A 22,251-nucleotide genomic window follows, 5' to 3' on the forward strand; every position below is an offset into this window, starting at 1 on the left:
GACGAAAGCTCCATGCGCTCAGCCCAGGCTCGACTCGTGTCGCAACTTGTCGCCGGCCGGATTGACCGCTTCGCGCAGGAAGCCGAACCCGGTGCGCCGGTCGAGGCGGAACAAGGTGTTGGTGACATAGATGTCTTCGCGCACACCGACCACTTCCACCACCTCGCTCACGCAGCGTCGGCCATCGGGCATGCGGGTCAACTGGATGATCAGGTCGAGCGCGGCACAGATCATCTGTCGCAACGTGCGCTCGGCCACCGAGCGGCCGGTCAGACCGACCAGGGTTTCCAGACGCAGCAGTGCGTCCTGGGCATTGTTGGCGTGCACCGTACTCATCGAACCGTCGTGACCGGTATTCATCGCGGTGAGCACGTCGAGCACCTCGACGCCGCGGATCTCGCCGAGAATGATCCGGTCCGGGCGCATCCGCAGGGCGTTGCGGATCAGGTCGCTGGCCTTGACCTCGCCATGGCCTTCGGCGTTCGGCGGGCGTGTTTCCAGACGCACCACGTGCGGGTGGCCAAGCTGCAGTTCGGCGACGTCCTCGATGGTCACCAACCGTTCGTGGGGATCGATCAATTGGCTGAGAATGTTCAGCAGCGTGGTCTTGCCGGTCCCGGTGCCACCGCTGATCAGGATGTTGCAGCGCTTGCCCACTGCTTCCTGCAGGCAGTCGAATATGGCCAGGTCGATGGTCTGCATGGCGATCAGGTCGCTGCTCTTGAGCATGTCCTTGCGGAACTTCCGGATCGACAGGCACGGCCCGTCGAGAGCAATCGGCGGGATGATCGCGTTGACCCGGCTGCCGTCGGGAAGCCGCGCATCGACCATCGGCGAAGATTCGTCCAGCCGTCGCCCGAGGGGCGCGAGAATGCGTTGCATGACCCGTTCGACGTGATGTGCATCGATGAAGCGCAGGTCACTTTGATGCAGCACGCCGTCGCGTTCGATGAACACGCGGTGCGGGCCGTTGACCAGAATCTCGGTCACGGCGCTGTCGCGCAGCAACACTTCCAGCGGGCCGAAGCCGGTCAGTTCATCGACGATCTCTTCCGCCAGCCGTTCCATCTCGTAGCGTGAAATCGCCAGGTGCAGGCGGGCGATGTATTCGGCGACCTTGTCGGTGACGAACTGCGCGAGCAACTGCCGTGAACCTTCCAGCAGGTTTTTTCCGGATTCCTCGATGGCATCGATGATGTAGCGATGCAGCACCAGTTTCAGGCCTTCGTGGTCGCTGTTGCCCGACAGGCCTCGCGTCGGGGCGCCGAAGAGTTTTTCCGCGCTCATGAGATGCCTCGCAAGCGGTCGAACCAGGTGACCTTGGGTTTGGCCAGGCGTTCGGAGCGTTTGGCCAGTCGTTCGCCAAGCGCCCGCAGGCTCTGGGTGAGTTTTTCCCGGGGGGCCAGTTCAAACAGGCTGACACCCTGATTCTTGGCGTTCAGACGCAACTCCGGACTCAAGGCCAGCACGGCGATCACCTCCAGATTGAAGGTCTTGCCGAGGGTTTCCGCATCCGGCGCGACGTTACTCAGATAACGGTCGACCAACAGCCGTCCGTGGTCGAGCTTCATGCCTTTTTCCCGCCACAGGTTGAACACCGCAAGGTTGCGTCGGCAGTTGAGGACGTTCTGGTCGGTGTACCAGATCAGCTTGTCGCAATGGCTGACGAAGGTGCGCAAGGCTTCGCTGTCGGGCTGGCCGGTGAGGTTCACGACGATGTGCTGGAAGTGCTGGCGCAGGGCGCTGAGCAGCATGTACAGCTCGGCGGCGCTGGTGCTTTCCAGCGGCTCGTCATTGTCGGCATAGGCGAGAATCCGCAGCCCTGCTTCGGCGCTGGTGAAGGCGCTGTCGATCAGCGTGGCGTCGAGCCTGCGCACGTGGCGCAAGGCATCGCCGAAATGGAACGAACTCTCCAGCCCCAGCAGCGCCAGACTGTCGCCGCGAGGCAGGCCGAGGTCCAGCAGCAGTGTCTGTTGCCCGCTCTTTTGCACCACCAGTGCCATGTGGTTGGACAACAGCGCGCCGTCGGAACTGCTCTGCACGCCGTACAGAACCGTCAGGCCACCCAGTTGCGCGTTGTGGGTCACCGGCGGCATGCGCTTGCTCAGGCGGCGCACCAGCCCGGCCACCTCGCTGGAGCGCGAACCATAAGCGACGAAATCCCGCGCCCCGGCGCGCATGGCGTTGAGCACCAACTGGTTGTCCATGCCGTCGCCCAGGGCCACGATCGCCAGCATCGGCTTGGCTTCCAGCGCGCCTTCGATCAGCGCACTCTGGGCGACCACGTGTTCTCGGTCGAGGCCGACGAACACCAGGCTGGCGAAGGTGACATCCACCAGTGCGAGCAATTCGTCGAGGCTGCCCGTACCGGCGCTGACCACTTGCCCCAGGGGGGCAAGCGCGTTTTGCAGCCACTCCAGATCGGTGCTGTTGCGGGTGATGGCGAGAAAGGTCTGACTCAGGTTCTGGCTCATTGGGACAACCCGCTGCGTTTGTCGAAGTTGCCGTTCTCCAGGAAAAACATGCGGTAGAAGTTTGGATCGTAGTTGCGCAGTTTCTCTCCCGGCAGCGACGGCAGTTGCGCCTCTGCCGACAGCGGATGCACCAGATGCGGGGTGACGATCATCAGCAGTTCGCGCTCTTCGCGTTTGATCTGCGAGCTTTTGAAAAACGCTCCCAGCACCGGGATATCCCCCAGCCCCGGAAACTTGTCGACCTGGGAGGTGTTGCTGGTGCTGATCAGACCACTGATGACGAAGCTCTCGCCATCGGCCAGGGAAATGCTCGTGTCGGTACGGCGGATGGTCAGGGCCGGCACTGTGGTGCCAGCGATCTGCACGGCATTGCTGAAGTCCAGCTCGCTGACTTCCGGTGCGACTTTCAGGGCGATGCGGTCGTGGCTGATGATCGTCGGCGTCAGGGTCAGGCGGATGCCGAATTCCTTGTATTCGATGGACACGCTGTCGCTGCCGGAGCTGGGTACCGGAATCGGGATCTGGCCACCGGCAAGGAAGCTTGCGCTCTGTCCGCTCAGCGCCACCAGACTGGGGCGGGCCAGGGTGTAGGCAAAACCGCTGCCCTCCAGGGCATTGATGATTGCCATGGTCTTGCCGCCGATCCACGAGAAGTTGAACAGCGAGTTATCCACCGGCAGGCGCGGTTGCGGTACGCCATCGATGGTCGGCAATGTCCCCGGAGAGCCGAAGAGGAAATTGCCACGGGTGCCGATAATCGAGGCCGAGGCCTGTTTGAGCTTGGTGCGGCTGACTTCGACGAAGCGAATGTCGGTCTGCACCTGTGATGGCAGCTGCGCATCTTCCGACGGCAATGGGGCGGTCCCGGTCAGCGCGTTCGTGGCGGCGCCCTGGACAAACACCATGCTCTGACGCGGCTCGCTCGAACACCCGGTCCAGACCATCAGGCTGGTGGCGCCGGGGGCCATGCCGGTGAGCAGAAACGACGAATTTCCGGTGGCGTGCACATCGGCGATTTTCGGGTCGCCGATGGCCAGGCGCGTGATTGCCACCGGCGATTGCATGTCTTGTTGCCAGCCCTCGTTGACTTCAATCACTGGCGGCAGCCGGCTCAATGCCGAGCAGTTGCCGGTGGCCGCCTGCGCGGCGCTCATCGACAGTCCCATCAACAGAAAGCCCCGCAGCAGGGGGTTGAAGGTCGGCCAGGAACGACTCTGCATGCACTTGGATCCTTGCTCAGTCATGGATTCTGTTGGGTGACCTGATTGCCGCGAATCACTTCCACGGCAGGTCGCATTGCGCCGCCGTGCTCGCCGCTGGACGGGGCTTTCGGCGCAGCGCCCAGCGCGAGCTGGGTGAACTGGAAGAGCTGGCTGTTGGCGGCGACCAATTTGTCCTGTGTCTGCTTTTCGCCGGCCCAGTATTTGGCCAGGCGCTGTTCTTCGCTGCTGCGCACCGCCAGGCGCAAGGTCCCGACCTGGGTGGCGAGCATCATCCGGCTCAGCAGTTGTTCCGGCACCGCCAGCACCACGGTGCGCGCGGTGAGCCGGCGCTGATCCTGTTTGAGCTTGTCATCGGCGCTCAGTGCCGGTGTGGCTGGCTGGCCGTCGTTGGTCAGGCCGTACTGTTCGCCAACGCCGAGTACGCGCATTGCCGGCACCACGATCTGCGCCGACTGTTGCGGGTTGCTGGCGTCCTGACGCAGGTACAGCAACACGTCGACGTAATCGCCGGGCATCAGCTGTCCGGCGGCACCGATCACTTCATCCACCGACACGGCCAGCGCGCGCTCGTCACTGTGGATCATGCGTGCCAGCGCGCCGCCTGCTTCGAAGCTTTCAGCGTTTAGCCAGGTGCCGGCACTGAGACGACGCCAGGGCGTGCGGCCTACGGCTTGTTCGATGGTGCCGAGGCTCCCGGCGGGGGCGCTGCGCAGTTTTTCGATGGCCAGGTCGGCGGCAGTGAGCGGGGTGAAGGGCGGAACGTCGTGCACCAGGACAACTACGGGCTGGCGGGTCTGATCTTCGGCGGCGGTAACGGTCTTTTCCACGGTGACCACCGCAGGTGCGGGAGCCTCGGCAACGGGAGCCGGTTGCCGGCTGAGAACAAGGCCCCAGTAGCCGACAACGATGGCTCCCAGCAGAAGCACGGCGGCAAGGCCCATGGTGACGCGACTGTTCATGATGGCTCTCCCTTTCCTGCTGCACTACCAGCCCGCACTTCCAACCAAGGGAACATCGCAATCAGGCAGCTATGAACATCCAACTATTTCGCTATTTCCACGCTAGCTGAAACAAGCCAAAACGCCATTACTGGCAGGCAAATAACCTACGAAAGTATGGGTGTTGGCCAAATAGCAGTCGGAATGGGCAGAAAGACGAAGCGATTAATGCTTTGGGATTAATCCGTTCTTACAGTTGTTGACGGGTGGTTTGTTGACAATGCTCAGATGGCACGGTGGAAGCATTGCCGCTGTAGCGACATCGGCGCCGGGAGCGCAAAGGAGTGAACGTATGATTCTCGATTATCTGCTGGCCAGAGCCCGTTTGTTTTTCAAGAGTGAGGAAGGGGCTTCGGCTATCGAATACGCGATCGTGGTAGCGATGGTCGCGGTGGTGGTCGTGGTGTTCGTGACGCCGATCGGCACCAAGGTGCTGAACATCTTCAACTCTGTTCTGGTCGCTCTCGGCGGCACTGCGCAGACCAAGCCTGTGCCCTGATCACGTCTCGTCACCTCGTTCGTCGAATCCTGCCTGCCGGTTTCGGCCTGTGTTCCGGGCCGTAAACCGCGAGCACCTTTGAAAGCCGCCATCCGGTGCCCCGGCACCAAGGAGTAGCGCCATGCTCTTCGAGTTCCTGATGTTGCATGCCCGGCGTTTTCTGCACAGCCATGAAGGCGCGTCGGCCATTGAATACGCCATTGTGGTGGCCATGGTCGCCGTTGTGGTTGTTGTGTTCGTGACGCCGGTAGGCGCCAAGGTGCTGGCCATTTTCAACAATATCCTCGTGGCTCTGGGTGGTACCGCACAAACCGCACCAGTGCAGACCCCCTGACTCGCTGGGGCGCCAATCTCACACTACACTCGGTTTCACTTTAAGCTTCTCAGGGATTGACCCATGACTGCTTCCTCGCTGCCCCGCCAACAGTTGCTTCTGGTTGACGATGAGGAGGACGCGTTGCTGGAGCTGGCGGAGTTGCTGGAGGGCGAGGGTTTCGTCTGTCATACCGCGACCTCGGTGAAACTCGCCCTGCATCATCTGACCCGCCATCCCGACATCGCCCTGGTGATCACCGATCTGCGCATGCCGGAAGAAAGTGGCATGTCGCTGATCAAACGCCTGCGCGAACACACCTCGCGCCAGCATCTGCCGGTGATCGTGACCTCGGGGCATGCGGACATGGAGGACGTCAGCGACATGCTGCGCTTGCAGGTGCTGGACCTGTTCCGCAAGCCGATCTATCACGTGCGGTTGCTGGAAACCCTCGACAACCTGTTTCCCAGACCCGGTATCAATATCTCGTGATGACCGGTACGAGGCATTCATTCAGAAATTGACGCCATTTGTTTGACTTTGAGGTGGTGTCGAAATGATGGCTCGTGTACATTCCCCGCGCCCGATCCGGATGATCCGGACTGACGCGGCAGGGACGTCTGACACAATGTGTGAACCCTGCTGAAACTGTTTTTCATGTTTTGGAAGGGAATCCCGTTTGAACACTGCTCGCTTGCGCCACTCGCTTTTGGCGCTGTCCATCGCTGCAGCCGCGCTGCATGCCCCGATCACCAACGCTGCCGGCGCCAGTCTGAATTACGACCTGAGTGGCGGGCCGCTGAACAGCAACCTGCAGAACTACGGCCTGGTCGATTTGAACGGCAACGGGACCATTGCCCCCGGTTCACCGTCGACTTTTACCTATGGCGCCCAGTTCATGGGCCTGACCGCTGACCAGTTGCGCAACAACGGCACCATCCGGATCGATGGGGCCAATCATGGCGTCGGCATCAATCTGGGAGCCGCCGGTGCAACGCCGACCACTGTCGCCTACAACGTGATCAACAAGGGTTCCATTGCTGTCCACGGCCTGGCCGGCTCCGGCAGTTCCGCCGGCATTTCCGATATCGGAAGCCAATTCACTGGCTCGCTGCTCAACGATGGCGTTATCGATGTCAGTGGTGCGACCGCCAGCGGCGTGATGCTGGTGCATACCACTCTGAACGGGGTATCCAACAATGGCACCATCAGCGCCAGCGGGATGGATGCTTTGGGGCTGTTTCTCGACGGTGCCACGCTCAAGGGAGCCCTGAACAACAACGGTACGATTCGCGCCACCGGGGCAAACGCCGAAGCCTTGACGCTGGAGGGCGTGAAATACAGTGCTCCGGCAGGAACGGGTACTTTCGCCCTGTTCAACCAGGGCACGATTTCAGGTGAGTCCATCGGTGTGCACGTCAGCGATCAGCCGGCCGGTAGCCTGCCGTTCGTGATCTATCAGCAGGAAGGTCTGATCGAGGGTGGTCAGGCGGCGATTCAGGTAGATGACGGGGTCAGCTACTTTCACCTCTATGGGGGCCAGGTCAAAGGCGATCTGATCGGCCTGTCCGGTGTGAGTGTCGACGGTGAAGCTACCTTCGACGGTTCCACCATCAAATCCGGCTACGTCACCATCGAAGACGGCACGCTGACCCTGATGAGACCGCACACCACGATCATCGGCGACTTCGACATGGAAGAATCCGACTCGGTGCTGGAAATGTATTTGGGCAACGACACCAACCCGGCGTTGCCGGTATTGAAAGTCACCGGTACCACCGATATCGCACCGGGCGCCACCTTGCGTCTGCTGGCGCGCTCCAGTGATTTTCGCGTGACGCCTGGCGGCACGAAGTACACCCTGATCAGCTCGGGCAATCTGATCGGCGGCAACAACCTCAACGTGACCTCCAGCTCCGCGTTGCTGGATGTGAAGAGTTTTGGAGTCGCAGGCAACGACATCATGTCCGTGGTGACCAACAAGTCCGAAGAGACGCTGGCGCAAAACACCCTTGGGGCCGGCGGCAGTCGCAATGCGGCCATGGCGGTGGGCCGCGTGTCGGGTCTGTTGTCCCGGCTCGACGAGCAGGATCCGGTGTTCCAGGCATTCGCCAACGCCAGTACCGACGCACAACTGGCACGGCTGTCCGAAACCCTCAGCCCCGATGTCAGCCGTGGGGTGATTCATGCCGCCACCAACAGCCAGACGCTGGTTTCAGGTGTGCTCGACGAGCTCTCCAGTCGCGCCCGTGATGCGGCGGCTGCGATGGAAAAAGGCGTCTGGCTGCAAGCCTTGAGCAGCGACGCCAGTCAGGATCAGCGTCGCGGCGTCAGCGGTTATGACGCCGACAGCCACGGTATCGCCGTCGGTGCCGATGGTCAGCTGAATGCCGATCTGGCGGTCGGCCTGGCCTACAGCTACCTCGACACCGATGTGAAATCCGATCGCGGCAACAAGACCAGGGTCACCGGGCATGCCCTGACCCTGTACGGCAACTGGACTCACGACAACTGGTTCGCCGATACGTCGTTGATGTACGGCTGGAACGACAACGAATCAAAGCGCTACATCGCCGGCACGCGAGCCAAGGGTGATTACGACAGCAACGTGTTCGGTGTCAGTGCGCTGGCCGGTTACACCGTGCGCCTGATGCCGGATGTGGTGCTCGAACCCCGGGTCGGCGCGCGTTACGCCAACGTGAGCATGGACAGCTATCGCGAGAAGGGCAGTTCGGCCTCGCTGAATGTCGGCAGCCAACGCTACGAAGTGGGTGAAGTCGGCGCCGGCGCACGTCTGGCCGCAGCGTTTGCCATGGGGTCGGGCAGCTTCGAGCCGGAAGCGAAACTGATGGCCTGGCATGACGTCATTGGCGACAGGACAGCGACCACTTCTTCCTTCGTGCTGGGTGGTGACTCGTTCACCAGCCGGGGCACGACACCGGTTCGCGACAGCTATGAACTGGGTCTGGGCGCCAACTATCGCATGGGCCCGTGGAGCGTCGGTGGATCGTACAACTACGTGACCGCCAGCGGTTTCAACGCTGACGGTTTCACTGCAAAAGTGCGTTACGCCTTCTGACCGCACAGCCGGCCGGGCTACAGCTGATAGCTGAAACTGATGCTGTAGCGTGGCCGGCGATTGTAGGTATCCAGCGCTTCATCGGACATGGGCTTGGCCGCTTCCAGGGCGATGTTGTAGTACCTGGCATCGCCAAATCTGAGGCCCACGGCTGCCGATGACAGGCTGTTGGCCTGCACCGGCAACTGGTTGAACCAGCTGCGGGAACGGTCGAGCACGACATAGGGTTGCAGGATGCGCACCCAGTTGCCGTCGCGGTTGAAGCTGTAGTTGATCTCGTAAGCCACACCCCAGCCCTTGTCGCCGGATGCCTGATCGTCCGGGTAGCCACGGCCGAAGTTCTGCCCGCCGAACACCGCGCGCTCACTGTCGGGCAGGGTGTCGTCGGTCCAGTACAGCGCGCCCGAGAGCACGCCTTGCCAGTTATCGAAGAACTTGTCGCTCTGCACCCCGGAAAGGCGCAGGCGCAGGAAATTGAGATCGATGGCGCTGTTGTTGGTGTGCGCGCCCATGCTGTCGAGCCCTTGATAGACACCGCCGCTGAGAATCCGCAACTGGCGGGCGTCGGCCTTGCGCCAGTCACTTTCGAAGGCGAGGGCGCGGATGTCGGTGCGTTCTTCGACACTCAACGGGTAGCCGATGACGTTATAGCGGGTCTTGTCGTTGACCGCATACAGGCGCGCGCCCGCGGTCAACAGTTCGTTCGAGGCGGCAATCAGCGGCAGGCTGAAGCCGACCGAGTAGCGGTCGTTCTCGCGGTGGGGCTTGAGCTCCAGGCCATTGTTCAGTGCCACGTTGGTGCCGGGATCGGCGCGGTAGCGCGAGGCGGACAGGTTCAGTTGCGTGCCTTCGGCGTCGAGAAACTGGCTGTAGTCCAGACGGTAGTAATGCTCGTGATCCTTTCCCGGTGGAAACAGCCCGCTGAGCGTCAGCTGTTCGCCCATCGACGTCTGGGAGTTGCTGCTGACACCGAGCAGGGCCTGGGTGCCCTTGCGATTGTCTTCGGTGGTGCTCAGGGAACTGGTGAACGGCTTGCGGCTGGCCTGGGCGATCAGCGTGGTCGCGCCGTCGGTGGTGCCGGGCGGCGGTACCTGGGCCTGGATCGTGACACCCGGAATCCGCGTCATCAAAGTGGTATAGCGCTCGAAGGTCTTGCGGGTCAGCGGGCGTTCAGCCTGGATTTTCGCCGCCAGCCTGTCGAGCAGTCCCTTGACCCGGCCCACGTCGCCCTGCACCTGCACATCCCTCACGTAGCCTTCCACCAGCACCACCCGCGCCACGCCGTCCCGGAAATTCTGTTGTGGCAGAAACGCGTAGGACAGCAGGTAGCCGTCGTTCTGGTAGCGTCGGGTGATGTTGCGGGTGGCTTCGATCAGATCGGCGAGGCTGGATTGATGGCCGATCAGGGGGTTGTAGATTTCTGCCAGTTCGTTGAGCGGATAAAGCGTTCCGCCCTCGATCTGTACGGTTTTCAGATTGATCTTCGTCCCCATCATCAGCGGTTCGGCTGCCGCGGCACCGGGCTCCGGGACCTGCAGCGGAGCCGCGCTTGGCCGGTAGGCGTCGGCAGGCAGGTTCGGCACCGGCAGGTTGCGAATGGTTTCGTTACTGTTCAGAAAGCTGGGAAGGGTGTCGGCGAGAGCTGTGGAACTGAGACTGAGCAACAGCAGGGATGCCATAACGCGCATAGGACACTCCATGTTCAAACCGCAGCACCGGGCAGGGTTTTTCCTAAGAAAAAGCGGAAGACTCATGGGAATCTTCCGCTCTCAACCAAGCGTAGGCGCTGTAGGTTCGGCCGTCGAATCGGCCAGGTGCAATTCAGGGTTTGCTGCCGCCCAGGGCACCGCTGAGGCCGCCGAGCACTCCGCCCAGACCACCGCTGGCGCCAGTGCCGCCGGTGGAGGTGCCACCGTTGACCAGTCCACCGACCGCGCCTACGGTGCCGCCCACGTTGCTGACCAAGCCACCGACTGCGGTGGTGACCGGGTTATTGGTGGCGGCGATCGCGCCACCGAGATTGCTGACCGCACCGCCCACTTGACCGGTGATGCCGGCAACGGGAGTACCGAGCCCGGTGGCGCTGCCGACGTTCTGGGTCAGGCTGGTGACGGCACTGGTGACCGGCGCGAGGCCGCTGCCGACATTACTGCCAAGCGTGGCCAGTGGTGTGGTGGGTGCGGTGATCGGTGTGCCCGAACCGCCCAGCGCAGTGTTGAGCGAAGCCACGGTATTGCCGGCCGAGGCCAATACCCCACCAGGTGCGCCCAGCGCGCCATTGCCACCTGCCAGCCCGGTGCCGACGTTGGAAACCGCGCCGCCGACGGTTTGCAGCAGGCCGTTGTTGCCGAGTCCGCTACCCACGCCGGTACCCGATCCGGTGCCGTTGTCCACCAGCCCGCCGGCCTTGCCGACGGCTGTACCGACATTGCTCAGGGCGCCGCCGACGGTATTGGTCAGGGCATTGCCGTTGCCTGCCGCCGTGACGTTGTTACCCGCACCGTCGACGGTGGTACCGACTTTCTGCAGCAGTCCGTTCACGGGGTCACCCAGGCCAGTGGTGCTGCCCAGTTTGTCAGTGGTGCTTTCGACCATGGCGATCACGGGTACGAGACCGTTGCCGACATCTTTGGTCACCGAACCAAGGGGGCCTGTGGTGGTGGCCGTGCTCAGGGTATCGCCGAGCATGGTGACTTTCTCGCCTACGCTGTTGACCAACGGCGCAACTTTGGTCACGACACCGCCAACTACGGGGACGCTGCCGGTCGCGCTGGCCAGTTTGCCGCTCAGGTCCGATACGCCGTTGCCGACATCCTGGACCACGCCACCGACCGCCGAGGCGGTAACGCCCAGGCCGTTGTCGGTTGTGCCCAGTTTGCCGAGGCCGTTGGCCACGCCATCGCCCAATGTCGTTACCACATTACCTGCGGTTTTGGCGGCGCTTTGCACCACACCGCCGACGACCGGCACGCCACTGAGCGAATCGCCGACCTGACCGACACCGCTGCCGACGCCGGCGACGGTGTTGCCGACATCCTGCACCAGCGTCGAGGTAACCAGTGGCGATGGTGTGCTCGGATTTGTGGGGGTGGTCGGATCCGTCGGGTTGGTCGGAGTGGTCGGATCCGTGGTACCGGTGCCACCTGTGCCACCTGTGCCGCCTGTGCCCGCAGTGCCACCCGTACCGCCGGTCCCGGTCGTACCGCCGCTACCGCTTGTTCCGCCAGTGCCTGCGGTGGAACTGTCCGGAGTCGAGCTGCTGGAGCTGCTGTGATGACCGCCACCGCCGCTGCTGCAGCCGGCCAGGCCGAGGGAGAGGATCAATGCCAGCGCTGTTGCCGATTTGCACCACACTTGAGTTTTCATGAGGTTGATTCCTTGCACCTGTCACAACGTTCGTCTTCGATGGCTCACCGATTCTGTCGCCGGCAATGCCTTCGCCCGTGGTGCTCATATCAGTCGCAAGGCTGGATCCACGCCATTCTCGAGTTGGTATTAACGCCTTTATATAAATGGCCGCGGCTGCTGCTTAACGACTAATGCCGAAGATATAAGGGCGCAAAAAAAAGCCTTGAAAATCAAGGCTTCATATTGGGCGCAATGGCGGATGTGGGAGGCAGAAACTTAAGTTATATACACACAATTGATCATGTTGCGCAGGCGTGGATCGCCCCCGCACAGTGCGCATCGGCGACTGCGCCAGTGTCTTGATTCAGGCAATCGGTTGCCAGTTTCCGACCATGTGCTCCAGATCCCCGGCGCCGATCAGACGCAACTCACCGCTGGAGCCTGCCGAACTGGCGAACAGCGACACCTCGCTCGGCAGGCGCACCGGCTTGCGAAAATGCACGGTGATCTCCAGATTGGCCCGGGGCAGATGATCCGCCAGCGCCGCCAGCGTGCGGGCCTTGTTCCACAGGCCATGAGCGATGGCGGTGGGAAAACCGAACAGCTTTGCACTGGCCGCGCTCAGGTGGATCGGGTTGTAGTCGCCGGAGACTTTGGCATACTGCCGGCCGATGTCTGCCGGGGCTTTCCACTGCGCCACCTGTTGCAGTGGCAGTGACGGTTCCCAGGCTTGCTCCAGAGCATCGCCCTCAAGCTTCACGCCACGACAGAGCATCCGGCTTTCGGCTTCCCATAACGGCCCGAGCTGATCGTCGAAGGTGGTCAGCAAATCGAAGGTTGCACCTTTCGGATGGGGTTTGAGGTTGTGCACCCGGACGCTGACCTGCGCCCGACTGATCCCGCCCATCGGCCGCAGCACGCGGATACGGTTGCTCAGGTGAATCAGCCCCAGCAGCGGAAAAGGAAAATCCCTGGCCGTGAGCAATTGCATCTGCAATGCAAACGCCAGGACATGTGGATAAGTCGGCGGCAGCAGACCGTCGTCGACAAAGCCGCAGACCTTGCGATAGGCCGCCAGATGTTTGCCATCGACGTCGACCCAGCAGCGCAGACCGCCATCGGGCAAGGTGGTGCCGGTGATTTTGCGCCGGGTCGCCGCCCGGACATACAGCCCCGGCAGGCTCGGTTCGCGGTGCAGCGTGTGCCATTCGATGCTCATGCCTAAGCCCCCAGAACGCTTTGTCCACAGACCCGCAGCGCCTGCCCGGTGAACGCCCCGGTGCCCGGTTGCGCCAGCCACGCCACCGCTTCGGCGACGTCTTGCGGCAGGCCGCCCTGGCCCAGCGAACTCATGCGCCGCCCGGCCTCACGCAGGCCAAACGGAATGTGCGCAGTCATCTGGGTTTCGATGAAACCCGGCGCCACGGCGTTGATGCTGATGCCGCGCTCCAGCAGTGTCGGCGCCCAGGCCTGGGCCAGTCCGATCAACCCGGCCTTGCTCGCGGCGTAATTGGTCTGCCCGCGATTGCCGGCGATACCGCTGATGGAGGCCAGCAGGATCACCCGTGCGTTGTCGCGCAGGGTGCGGCTGTCGAGCAGGGCCTTGGTCAGCACTTGCGGGGCGTTGAGATTGACCGCCAGCACTGCATCCCAGAATTCCGGGGTCATGTTGGCCAGGGTCTTGTCGCGAGTGATGCCGGCGTTGTGCACCAGAATGTCGAGGCCGTCAGGCAATTGTTCGATCAGCTGCGCGGCGGCGTCTTCGGCGCAGATGTCGAGGGTGATGGCGCGCCCGCCGAGGCGCGCGGCCAGGGCCTCGAGATCGGTTTTGGCCGGTGGCACGTCGAGCAGGATCACCTCGGCACCGTCCCGGGCCAGAGTTTCGGCGATGGACGCACCGATGCCCCGCGCTGCGCCGGTGACCAGTGCCTTGCGCCCGGCCAACGGGCGAGTCCAGTCGCTCACCTGCGTCGTACAGGCGTTCAGGCGGATCACTTGCCCGGAGACGAACGCGCTCTTCGGTGACAGAAAGAAACGCAGCGGCCCTTCCAGCTGATCTTCGGCACCTTCACCCACGTAAATCAATTGCAGTGTACCGCCGCCACGCAACTCCTTGGCCAGCGAACGGGAGAAACCTTCGAGCGCCCGCTGGGCACTGGCGGCAAATGGTTCGCGCAAGGTTTCCGGGGCACGGCCGAGGATCACCAGGTGCGCACTGTGGTCGAGGTTTTTCATCAACGGCTGGAAGAATTCGCGCAGTTGCTTGAGCTGATCGGTGTGCTGCAATTGACTGGCGTCGAACACCACCGCCTTGAGTTTCGGGCCATGGCCGGGAATCCATTGGGTGGCGGTCGCAGGCTGGTCGCCGTAGCGATAAATGGCATCGGTCAGCCGGTTGGCAAAGGCGCTGACCCGTTCGGCGAGCGGCCCGCCGCCGATCAGCAGCGCGCCCTCCACCGGCCGCAGGCGCCCGGCCTGCCAGCGTTCCAGGCGCACCGGCGACGGCAGGCCCAGGGCCCCGACCAGACGGTGGCCGATGGACGAGTTGGCGAAGTCGATATAGCGGTCAGACATGGAACGCTCTCCAGAAGATGGGGTTCAAAGTGTGGACTGCGAAGGGCAATCAATCGTTCGATCCACACATTTAGGCCTACGCTAGAACAGCAGAGTAGTTTGCCCCCGGTGTTTTTGGGGCCCGGCGGGATTTTCAGTGCCCGATTTTCAGACTGGATATTTCACAAGGAGTTTTTCATGAGTCAGCTGCGCCGCGTCGCGATCATTGGTGGCAACCGCATTCCGTTCGCCCGTTCCAACGGCCCGTACGCCACCGCGAGCAATCAGGACATGCTCACCGCCGCCCTTGAAGGCCTGATCGAACGTTACAACCTGCACGGGTTGCGCCTGGGCGAGGTGGTCGCGGGGGCGGTGCTGAAATTGTCACGGGATATGAACCTGACCCGCGAATGCGTGCTCGGCTCGCGCCTGTCACCGACCACACCCGCCTATGACATCCAGCAGGCCTGCGGCACCGGCCTGGAAGCGGCGCTGCTGGTGGCGAACAAGATTGCCCTCGGCCAGATCGATTGCGGCATCGCCGGCGGCGTCGACACCACCTCGGACGCGCCGATCAGCGTCAGCGAAGGTCTGCGCAAGATTCTCCTGCAAGCCAACCGTGCGAAAACCACCGGCGACAAGCTCAAGACTTTTTTTCAGTTGCGCCCGAAACACCTGATCCCCGAATTCCCGCGCAATGGCGAGCCGCGCACCGGCCTGTCGATGGGCCAGCACTGCGAATTGATGGCGCAGACCTGGGGCATCCCACGCGAAGCCCAGGATCAACTGGCCCTGGAAAGCCACCACAAACTCGCCGCGTCCTACAGCGAAGGCTGGCACAACGATCTGATGACCCCGTTCCTCGGCCTGACCCGCGACAACAATCTGCGCCCCGACCTGACTCTGGAAAAACTCGCAACCTTGAAGCCGGCCTTCGAGAAAAGCGCCGAAGGCACGTTGACCGCCGGTAACTCCACACCGCTGACCGATGGCGCGTCGGTGGTGTTGCTGGGCAGTGAGGCGTGGGCGAGAGAACGTGGCCTGCCGATTCTCGCGTACCTGCGTGACGGCGAGGCGGCGGCGGTGGATTTCGTCAACGGCGCCGAAGGACTGCTGATGGCCCCGGTGTATGCGGTGCCGCGTTTGCTGGCGCGCAATGGCCTGACCTTGCAGGACTTCGACTATTACGAAATCCACGAAGCGTTCGCCGCACAGGTGTTGTGCACATTGAAGGCCTGGGAAGATCCGGAGTACTGCAAGACCCGGCTCGGTCAGGACGCACCGCTTGGCTCGATCGATCGCAGCCGCCTGAACGTCAAGGGCAGCTCGCTGGCGGCGGGGCACCCGTTTGCCGCGACGGGCGGGCGGATCGTTGCCAACATGGCGAAACTGCTGGACGCGGCGGGGCGGGGGCGGGGGTTGATTTCGATTTGTGCGGCTGGCGGACAGGGTGTGACGGCAATCATCGAGCGCTGAAAGAACAGGAATTCCCTCACCCAAAGGGAGAGGGAATTCCAAAGGTTACTCAAGTCCGGAACCGTCGCACCAACCCATCCAGCTCATTCGACAACCCCGCCAGACTCTGCGAATCCAGCCTCGCCGAATTCGCCAGTTCCGCCACCAGTTGCGCATCGCCATGAATCTGGCTGATGTGCCGATTGATGTCTTCGGCCACCTGATGCTGCTCTTCGGCTGCGGTCGCGATCTGGGTGTTCATGTCGCGGATCACATCCACCGACTCACGGATCTGGCCGAAGCTTTGCCGCGCTTCGCCGATACGCGCCACCGACTGCTGCGACACATCGAGACTGGCGCGCATTTGCTGGGTCACGGCGCTGGTGCGTTTGGCGAGGTTGCCCAGCAGGCCGTCGATTTCCGCCGTCGAATCCGCCGTGCGTTTGGCCAGTGCGCGAACCTCATCGGCTACGACTGCAAAACCACGCCCTTGCTCACCGGCCCGCGCCGCCTCGATGGCCGCGTTGAGTGCCAGCAGATTGGTCTGTTCGGCGATGGAACGGATGGTGCCGAGGATCGACTGGATATCGTTGCTGTCGCGCTCCAGTTGCTGCATCGACTGCGCCGACTGTTCCAGCTCCTGGCTCAGTTGATCGACGCTGTGCACCGCCGCATCGATCTGTTGCTGACCTTCGCGAGCCTGGCGCTGACCACTGTCGGCCGACTCCGCCGCCTGGCTGCATGAGCGGGCGACTTCGTTGGCGGTGGCGACCATTTCGTGGAACGCGGTCGACACCATGTCCACGGCTTCGCGCTGGCGACCGGCGGCTTCGGCCATGTCGCCGGAGACCCGGGTCGAACTCTGCGACGTGGCGAGGATTTTCCCGGCCGCACCGCCGATGTGCTGGATCAGGCTGCGGATCGCCATCAGGAACTGGTTGAACCAGCTCGCCAGTTGCGCGGTTTCGTCGCTGCCGCGGATATCGAGATTTTTGGTCAGGTCGCCTTCGCCCTGGGCGATGCCTTCCAGACCGCTGGCCACACTGCGGATCGGCCGTACGATCAGGCTGGCGAAACTGGCGCCGACCACCGCGAAGAACACCGCCAGCACGGCCGCGATGATCGCGATCAGCCAAGTCAGTTGGGTGGCCGAGCTCATCACGTCGTTTTGCTTGATCAGGCCGATGAAAGTCCAGCCCAGTTGCTCCGACGGCCAGACATTGGCCATGTAACGCTCACCGTTGAACTCGACGTCTACCAGCCCTTTGCCGGCCTTGGCCAGTTGCGCATAACCCTCGCCGAGGCTGTCGAGGCGTTTGAAGTTGTGCTCGGGCTGCTTCGGATCGACCAGTACCGTGCCGCTGTTTTCCATCAACATCAGATAGCCGGTTTCACCCAGTTTGATCTGTTTGACGATTTCGGTGAGCTGTTTGAGCGAGACGTCAATGTTGACCACGCCACCCTGGGCGCCCAACTGGTTGGCCACCGCGCGCACGGTGCTGACCAGTACCGCATCGTCACCGGCCCAGTAATAGGCTTCGGTGCGCAGGGTCTTGCCCGGGTTGGCCATGGCGGTCTTGTACCACGGGCGCGTGCGCGGATCGTAATTGGACATTTTCGGATCGCCCGGCCAGAACGCGTAACCACCGCTGCTCAGGCCATAGGAGACATAGGAGTACGCGGGGTGGGATTTGGCCAGGCTTTCGAACAGGGTGAACAATTGCTTGTCGATTTCGCCGTCATGGGTGTCGTCGGCGTTGGCGCTCATGCGGCTTCTGACGCTGGCATCGGCGCTCTTGACCAGCGGTTGCGCCGCCAGGTAGTCGACGTTCTGACTGATGCCGTCAAAGAACAACTGCATGGCGTTGCTGACCTGACGGATTTCGCGCCCGCTGCTGTCGACAAATCCTTCCCGGGCATCGCTGCGCAGGTTCATTACCACCAGGGTGGCGACCAGCACCACGGGCAAGCAGGCGATGATTGCAAACGCCCAGGTCAACTTCTGTTTGATGTTCATCCGCGCTCCAGATTTTCTTGTAGTCCCACGCAGTGCAGATGACTCGCGGTTCATTGGCAGCCGAAAAACGTTGTGGCTCACTCGTTGGCCGAGTGCGACATCGATTTCTTTGAACGATTGTCGGACAAATCTCTCTGTCTCTCAGGAATTCGGCTGCTGGCGAAAGAAATTGAGGCTTGCAGAGAAAATTCATGCGAAGTGCGTGGCGTTGAATGTCAGATTCTGTCGCAAATGCCCTCAAGTCCTCGCGCCAACAGTTGCGACAGGCTCGGCTATGATTCGAAACGGTCGATAAAGGGCAATGGACGGGCCTGTTTGATCCGGCACAGTGTGTGCATCCACCGCTTTACAGGTCGGCAACCCTTCCACGGGGTGCGAGGATTGCCGTATAACGACTGACATTCGCGTGTTTGGTAATAAAGGACCCACAATAAAAGCTGATGAAGACTCCAAAACGCATTGAACCCCTGATCGAGGACGGTCTGGTCGACGAAGTGCTGCGTCCACTCATGAGTGGCAAAGAAGCAGCTGTTTATGTGGTGCGCTGCGGCAATCAGTTACGTTGCGCAAAGGTCTACAAGGAGGCGAACAAACGCAGTTTCCGTCAGGCGTCCGAGTATCAGGAAGGACGCAAGGTGCGCAACAGCCGCCAGGCCCGGGCGATGGCCAAGGGCTCGAAGTTCGGACGCAAGGAGGCCGAAGACGCCTGGCAGAACGCCGAAGTCGCGGCGCTGTTCCGCCTGGCCAACGCCGGGGTGCGGGTGCCCAAACCGTACGACTTCCTCGAAGGTGTGCTGCTGATGGAACTGGTGGCCGATGAATACGGCGATGCCGCGCCGCGTCTGAACGACGTGGTGCTGGAGCCGGATCAGGCCCGCGAATATCACGCGTTCCTGATTTCGCAGATCGTGCTGATGTTGTGTACCGGTCTGGTGCACGGTGACCTCTCTGAGTTCAACGTGCTGCTGGCGCCGACCGGCCCGGTCATCATCGACCTGCCACAGGCTGTGGACGCGGCAGGCAACAACCACGCGTTCAGCATGCTGGAACGGGACGTCGGCAACATGGCCTCGTACTTCGGCCGGTTCGCCCCGGAGTTGAAGAAAACCCGCTACGCCAAGGAGATGTGGGCGCTGTACGAAGCCGGCACCCTGCACCCTGGCAGCGTGCTGACCGGTGAGTTCAAGGATCCCGAGGAACTGGCCGATGTGCGCGGAGTGCTGCGTGAAATCGAAGCGGCGCGCCTGGATGAGGAGCGCAAGCAAGCCCTGCGTGCGGCGGACGACGAGCCCAAGGGCAAGTCCGACGAACCGCCTCCACCCCCATGGATGCAATGAGCATCTGAAAGTGAAACCCGGCTCCGGCCGGGTTTTTTTTCGCCGCTCAGACGCGGGCGGGTTGCGCGCAACAGCCCGACGCCAGTTCCTTGAGGATCGGGCAGTCCGGGCGATGGTCGCCGTTGCAGTGCTCCACCAGATCCTGCAGGGTGTCACGCAGCTCGCCGAGCTCGCGGATCTTCTGATTCAGCTCGTCGATGTGTTGGCGGGCCAGGGCCTTCACATCGGCGCTGGCCCGCTGGCGGTCCTGCCAGAGGGTCAGCAGTTTGCCGACTTCCTCCAGCGAAAAACCTAGATCCCGCGAGCGTTTGATGAAGGCCAGGGTGTGCAGGTCATCGTCGCCGTAGATGCGATAGCCACTGTCGGTGCGATGGGCGGCCTTGAGCAGACCGATCGACTCGTAATAACGGATCATCTTCGCACTCAGGCCGCTGTGGCGGGCCGCTTGGCCGATGTTCATCGGTTGTCCTCCGGGTCCTCGGGTTTCCAGGTTTTCAACAGTAGCGCATTGCTCACCACGCTGACGCTCGACAGCGCCATCGCCGCGCCGGCCAGCACCGGATTGAGCAAGCCGAATGCCGCCAGCGGAATGCCGATCAGGTTGTAGACGAAGGCCCAGAACAGATTCTGGCGGATCTTCGCGTAGGTCTTGCGGCTGATCTCCAGCGCTGCCGGCACCAGGCGCGGATCGCCGCGCATCAGGGTGATGCCGGCGGCGTGCATGGCCACGTCGGTGCCGCCGCCCATGGCGATGCCGATGTCCGCTGCGGCCAGCGCGGGGGCGTCGTTGATGCCGTCGCCGACCATGGCCACCACGCCGGTCTTTTTCAGCTCGGCGACGGTGGCGGCCTTGTCCGCCGGCAACACTTCGGCGTGGACGTTTTCGATGCCCAGCGCTTGTGCAACCACGCGAGCGCTGCCGCGGTTGTCGCCGGTCAGCAAGTGGCTGTGGATATGTCGCGCAGTCAGTTGTTGCACCGCATGCAGCGCGCCAGGCTTGAGGGTGTCGCCGAAGGCGAACAGACCAAGCACCCGGGGTTCGGGGCTCTGCTCGATCAGCCAGGACAATGTGCGGCCTTCGGTTTCCCAGGCCTTGGCCGATTCCGCCAACGTCCCGGCGTCCAGACCGGTTTCGTCCAGCAGTCGACGATTGCCCAGCGCCAAGCGCCGACCGTCGAGATGACCGGCGATGCCGCGACCGGTCAGGGACTGGCTGTCGCTGACATCGGGCACCCTCAGATTGCGTTCGGCACAGGCATCCAGCACCGCTTTGGCCAGCGGGTGTTCACTGCCGCGTTGCAGCGCACCGGCTGCAGTCAGCAGGGCGTTTTCATCACCGTCGAGGGCACTGAAATGAGCAATGCGCGGGGTGCCGGAAGTCAGGGTTCCGGTTTTGTCGAACACCACGGCATTGACTTCATGGGCTCGCTCCAGCGCTTCGGCATCCTTGATCAGAATCCCGTGCCGCGCGGCCACACCGGTGCCGGCCATGATCGCGGTCGGTGTCGCCAGACCGAGGGCGCAGGGACAAGCGATCACCAGCACTGCAACGGCATTGATCAATGCGGTTTCCAGTGGCGCGCCGTACAGCCACCAGCCGATCAGCGTGGCAAGGGCCAGCAGCAGAACCGTCGGCACGAACACCTGACTGACTTTATCCACCAGTTTCTGGATCGGTGCTTTGGCGGCCTGAGCGTCTTCCACCAGACGGATGATCCGCGCCAGCACGCTTTCCGCACCCAGCGCCGTGGTGCGCACCAACAGGCGGCCTTCGCCATTGATCGCGCCGCCGGTGACCTTGTCCCCCGGTTGCTTGGGCACCGGCAGGCTTTCACCGCTGATCAAGGCTTCGTCGGCGTGGCTCTGACCTTCCAGCACCTCCCCGTCCACAGGAAAACGCTCACCGGGTTTGACCAATACAAGGTCGCCGAGGCGCAGGGCGCTGATGGCGACATCCTGTTCGCGGCCATCGATGACTTGAATCGCCCGTTCCGGCCGCAGCGCTTCCAGTGCGCGGATGGCACTGGCGGTCTGGCGTTTGGCGCGGCTTTCCAGGTATTTGCCGAGCAGCACCAGAGCGATGACCACCGCCGAGGCCTCGAAATACAGATGCGGCATGCCTGCGTTGGAGGTCGCCCATTCGTAGAGGCTGAGGCCATAACCGGCGCTGGTGCCCAGGGCCACCAGCAAGTCCATGTTGCCGGCCCCGGCGCGCACGGCTTTCCACGCGGCCACATAAAACCGTGCGCCGAAAATGAATTGTACCGGCGTGGCAAGGGCGAACTGCACCCAGGCCGGGAGCATCCAGTGAATGCCGAACGGTTGCAACAGCATCGGCAGCACCAGCGGCAAGGCGAGGGCGATGGCGCAGATCAGCGCCCAGCGCTCGTGGCTCAGGCGATGCTGATGTATGTCGGTCTGGTGTTCATGTTCGAAGAGACTGGCCGAATAACCGGCCTTGCTCACGGCGGCGATCAGGGTTTGCGGGTCGACTGCGCCAAGCAGTTCGAGATGGGCACGTTCATTGGCCAGATTGACGCTGACACTGTTCACCCCCGGCACTTTTTGCAGGGCGCGTTCGACGCGACCGACACAAGAAGCGCAGGTCATGCCATCAATGTTCAACTCCAGGGTTTGCCGCGGCACTCTGTAGCCGGCGCGTTCAACGGCTTCCATCAAGGCCGGCAGGCTGTCGCCGGGGGCCTGCACCCGAGCCTGCTCGGTGGCGAGATTGACGCTGACGGCGCTGGCGCCGCTGACTTTGCTCAAGGCGCGCTCGACGCGGCCGGCGCAACTGGCGCAGGTCATGCCGCTGATGGGCAGATCGAACGTGATGGAATCGGACATCGGTCGTACTCCCTGTAGTGGATGTCTACAGGATCAACCTTGCCATGCTGGTAAGGTCAAGCGCCAAAAAATGAGGGGAGCAAACCTGCTCCTCTCATTTCGATTCGC

17 protein-coding genes and 1 pseudogene are annotated in these 22,251 nt (G+C 62.5%); 6 read left to right on the forward strand and 12 right to left on the reverse strand.

Annotation, left to right across the window (positions count from 1 at the left end; all coding sequences use genetic code 11):
* Window positions 1-18: 18 nt before the first annotated feature.
* The 4 genes from ACK6BI_RS01425 to cpaB are packed head-to-tail and all read right to left on the reverse strand — an operon-like array spanning window position 19 to window position 4,656.
* Window positions 19-1,287, reverse strand: coding sequence for a CpaF family protein (locus ACK6BI_RS01425; RefSeq protein WP_409315716.1), 1,269 nt, complete (start codon window positions 1,285-1,287; stop codon window positions 19-21).
* Window positions 1,284-2,474, reverse strand: a complete 1,191-nt coding sequence (locus ACK6BI_RS01430; protein WP_409315717.1) for a pilus assembly protein — start codon at window positions 2,472-2,474, stop codon at window positions 1,284-1,286. Before ACK6BI_RS01430 ends, ACK6BI_RS01425 begins: the two co-directional genes overlap by 4 nt.
* Window positions 2,471-3,694: a type II and III secretion system protein family protein gene (locus tag ACK6BI_RS01435; protein WP_409315718.1), complete on the reverse strand. Its 1,224-nt coding sequence runs from the start codon at window positions 3,692-3,694 to the stop codon at window positions 2,471-2,473. The genes ACK6BI_RS01430 and ACK6BI_RS01435 overlap by 4 nt, the downstream gene beginning before the upstream one ends.
* A 20-nt stretch (window positions 3,695-3,714) precedes the next feature.
* On the reverse strand, window positions 3,715-4,656 hold the full coding sequence (gene cpaB / locus ACK6BI_RS01440; RefSeq protein ID WP_409315719.1) for a Flp pilus assembly protein CpaB: 942 nt from the start codon (window positions 4,654-4,656) through the stop codon (window positions 3,715-3,717).
* A gap of 331 nt (window positions 4,657-4,987) precedes the next feature.
* Here cpaB and ACK6BI_RS01445 point away from each other — a divergent pair, with 331 nt between their 5' ends.
* The 4 genes from ACK6BI_RS01445 to ACK6BI_RS01460 all read left to right on the forward strand — a co-directional run bounded on the left by ACK6BI_RS01445 (window position 4,988) and on the right by ACK6BI_RS01460 (window position 8,586).
* Complete coding sequence (locus ACK6BI_RS01445) at window positions 4,988-5,194, forward strand: Flp family type IVb pilin (protein ID WP_065260230.1); 207 nt, start codon at window positions 4,988-4,990, stop codon at window positions 5,192-5,194.
* 121 nt (window positions 5,195-5,315) lie between these two features.
* Entirely contained in the window at window positions 5,316-5,528 is a 213-nt protein-coding gene (locus tag ACK6BI_RS01450) for a Flp family type IVb pilin (protein ID WP_409315720.1), read from the forward strand.
* Between the two features lie 63 nt (window positions 5,529-5,591).
* Window positions 5,592-5,999, forward strand: coding sequence for a response regulator (locus tag ACK6BI_RS01455; RefSeq protein ID WP_065260228.1), 408 nt, complete (start codon window positions 5,592-5,594; stop codon window positions 5,997-5,999).
* A gap of 187 nt (window positions 6,000-6,186) precedes the next feature.
* Window positions 6,187-8,586: an autotransporter domain-containing protein gene (locus ACK6BI_RS01460; protein WP_409315721.1), complete on the forward strand. Its 2,400-nt coding sequence runs from the start codon at window positions 6,187-6,189 to the stop codon at window positions 8,584-8,586.
* A gap of 17 nt (window positions 8,587-8,603) precedes the next feature.
* Here the strand turns inward: ACK6BI_RS01460 and ACK6BI_RS01465 are convergent, their stop codons facing one another.
* From ACK6BI_RS01465 to ACK6BI_RS01480, 4 genes are all read right to left on the reverse strand, one after another.
* Entirely contained in the window at window positions 8,604-10,274 is a 1,671-nt protein-coding gene (locus ACK6BI_RS01465) for a ShlB/FhaC/HecB family hemolysin secretion/activation protein (protein WP_409315722.1), read from the reverse strand.
* A 133-nt stretch (window positions 10,275-10,407) separates the two neighbouring features.
* Window positions 10,408-11,952, reverse strand: coding sequence for a collagen-like triple helix repeat-containing protein (locus tag ACK6BI_RS01470; protein WP_409315723.1), 1,545 nt, complete (start codon window positions 11,950-11,952; stop codon window positions 10,408-10,410).
* Window positions 11,953-12,298: 346 nt separating this feature from the next.
* Window positions 12,299-13,153 carry a MaoC family dehydratase gene (locus ACK6BI_RS01475; protein WP_409315724.1) on the reverse strand — a complete coding sequence of 285 codons (855 nt, stop codon included), beginning with the start codon at window positions 13,151-13,153 and terminating at the stop codon, window positions 12,299-12,301.
* Window positions 13,154-13,155: 2 nt separating this feature from the next.
* Entirely contained in the window at window positions 13,156-14,508 is a 1,353-nt protein-coding gene (locus ACK6BI_RS01480; RefSeq protein ID WP_409315725.1) for a 3-oxoacyl-ACP reductase, read from the reverse strand.
* Window positions 14,509-14,685: 177 nt separating this feature from the next.
* Here ACK6BI_RS01480 and ACK6BI_RS01485 point away from each other — a divergent pair, with 177 nt between their 5' ends.
* Window positions 14,686-15,963, forward strand: a complete 1,278-nt coding sequence (locus tag ACK6BI_RS01485) for an acetyl-CoA C-acetyltransferase (RefSeq protein ID WP_409315726.1) — start codon at window positions 14,686-14,688, stop codon at window positions 15,961-15,963.
* A gap of 49 nt (window positions 15,964-16,012) precedes the next feature.
* Here the strand turns inward: ACK6BI_RS01485 and ACK6BI_RS01490 are convergent, their stop codons facing one another.
* Window positions 16,013-16,870 (reverse strand): methyl-accepting chemotaxis protein, encoded by an 858-nt coding sequence (locus ACK6BI_RS01490; RefSeq protein WP_409315751.1) that lies wholly within the window; start codon window positions 16,868-16,870, stop codon window positions 16,013-16,015.
* Window positions 16,871-18,013, reverse strand: a pseudogene (locus tag ACK6BI_RS01495) (cache domain-containing protein); the annotation flags it as partial.
* A 386-nt stretch (window positions 18,014-18,399) separates the two neighbouring features.
* Here ACK6BI_RS01495 and ACK6BI_RS01500 point away from each other — a divergent pair.
* A complete protein-coding gene (locus tag ACK6BI_RS01500) occupies window positions 18,400-19,296 on the forward strand; it encodes a PA4780 family RIO1-like protein kinase (RefSeq protein ID WP_409315727.1) in 897 nt (298 codons plus the stop codon).
* A 46-nt stretch (window positions 19,297-19,342) separates the two neighbouring features.
* On the opposite strand, the gene cueR is transcribed toward ACK6BI_RS01500, so the two are convergent.
* Window positions 19,343-19,756, reverse strand: a complete 414-nt coding sequence (cueR, locus tag ACK6BI_RS01505) for a Cu(I)-responsive transcriptional regulator (RefSeq protein WP_260522092.1) — start codon at window positions 19,754-19,756, stop codon at window positions 19,343-19,345.
* The gene (locus tag ACK6BI_RS01510; RefSeq protein WP_409315728.1) at window positions 19,753-22,143 is read right to left on the reverse strand and encodes a heavy metal translocating P-type ATPase; all 2,391 of its coding nucleotides are present in this window, start codon (window positions 22,141-22,143) and stop codon (window positions 19,753-19,755) included. The genes cueR and ACK6BI_RS01510 overlap by 4 nt, the downstream gene beginning before the upstream one ends.
* Window positions 22,144-22,251 lie beyond the last annotated feature (108 nt).

Origin of the sequence: Pseudomonas sp. KCJK9016, from assembly GCF_046231795.1 — a bacterium.
Classification (GTDB): Bacteria; Pseudomonadota; Gammaproteobacteria; order Pseudomonadales; family Pseudomonadaceae; genus Aquipseudomonas; species Aquipseudomonas bananamidigenes.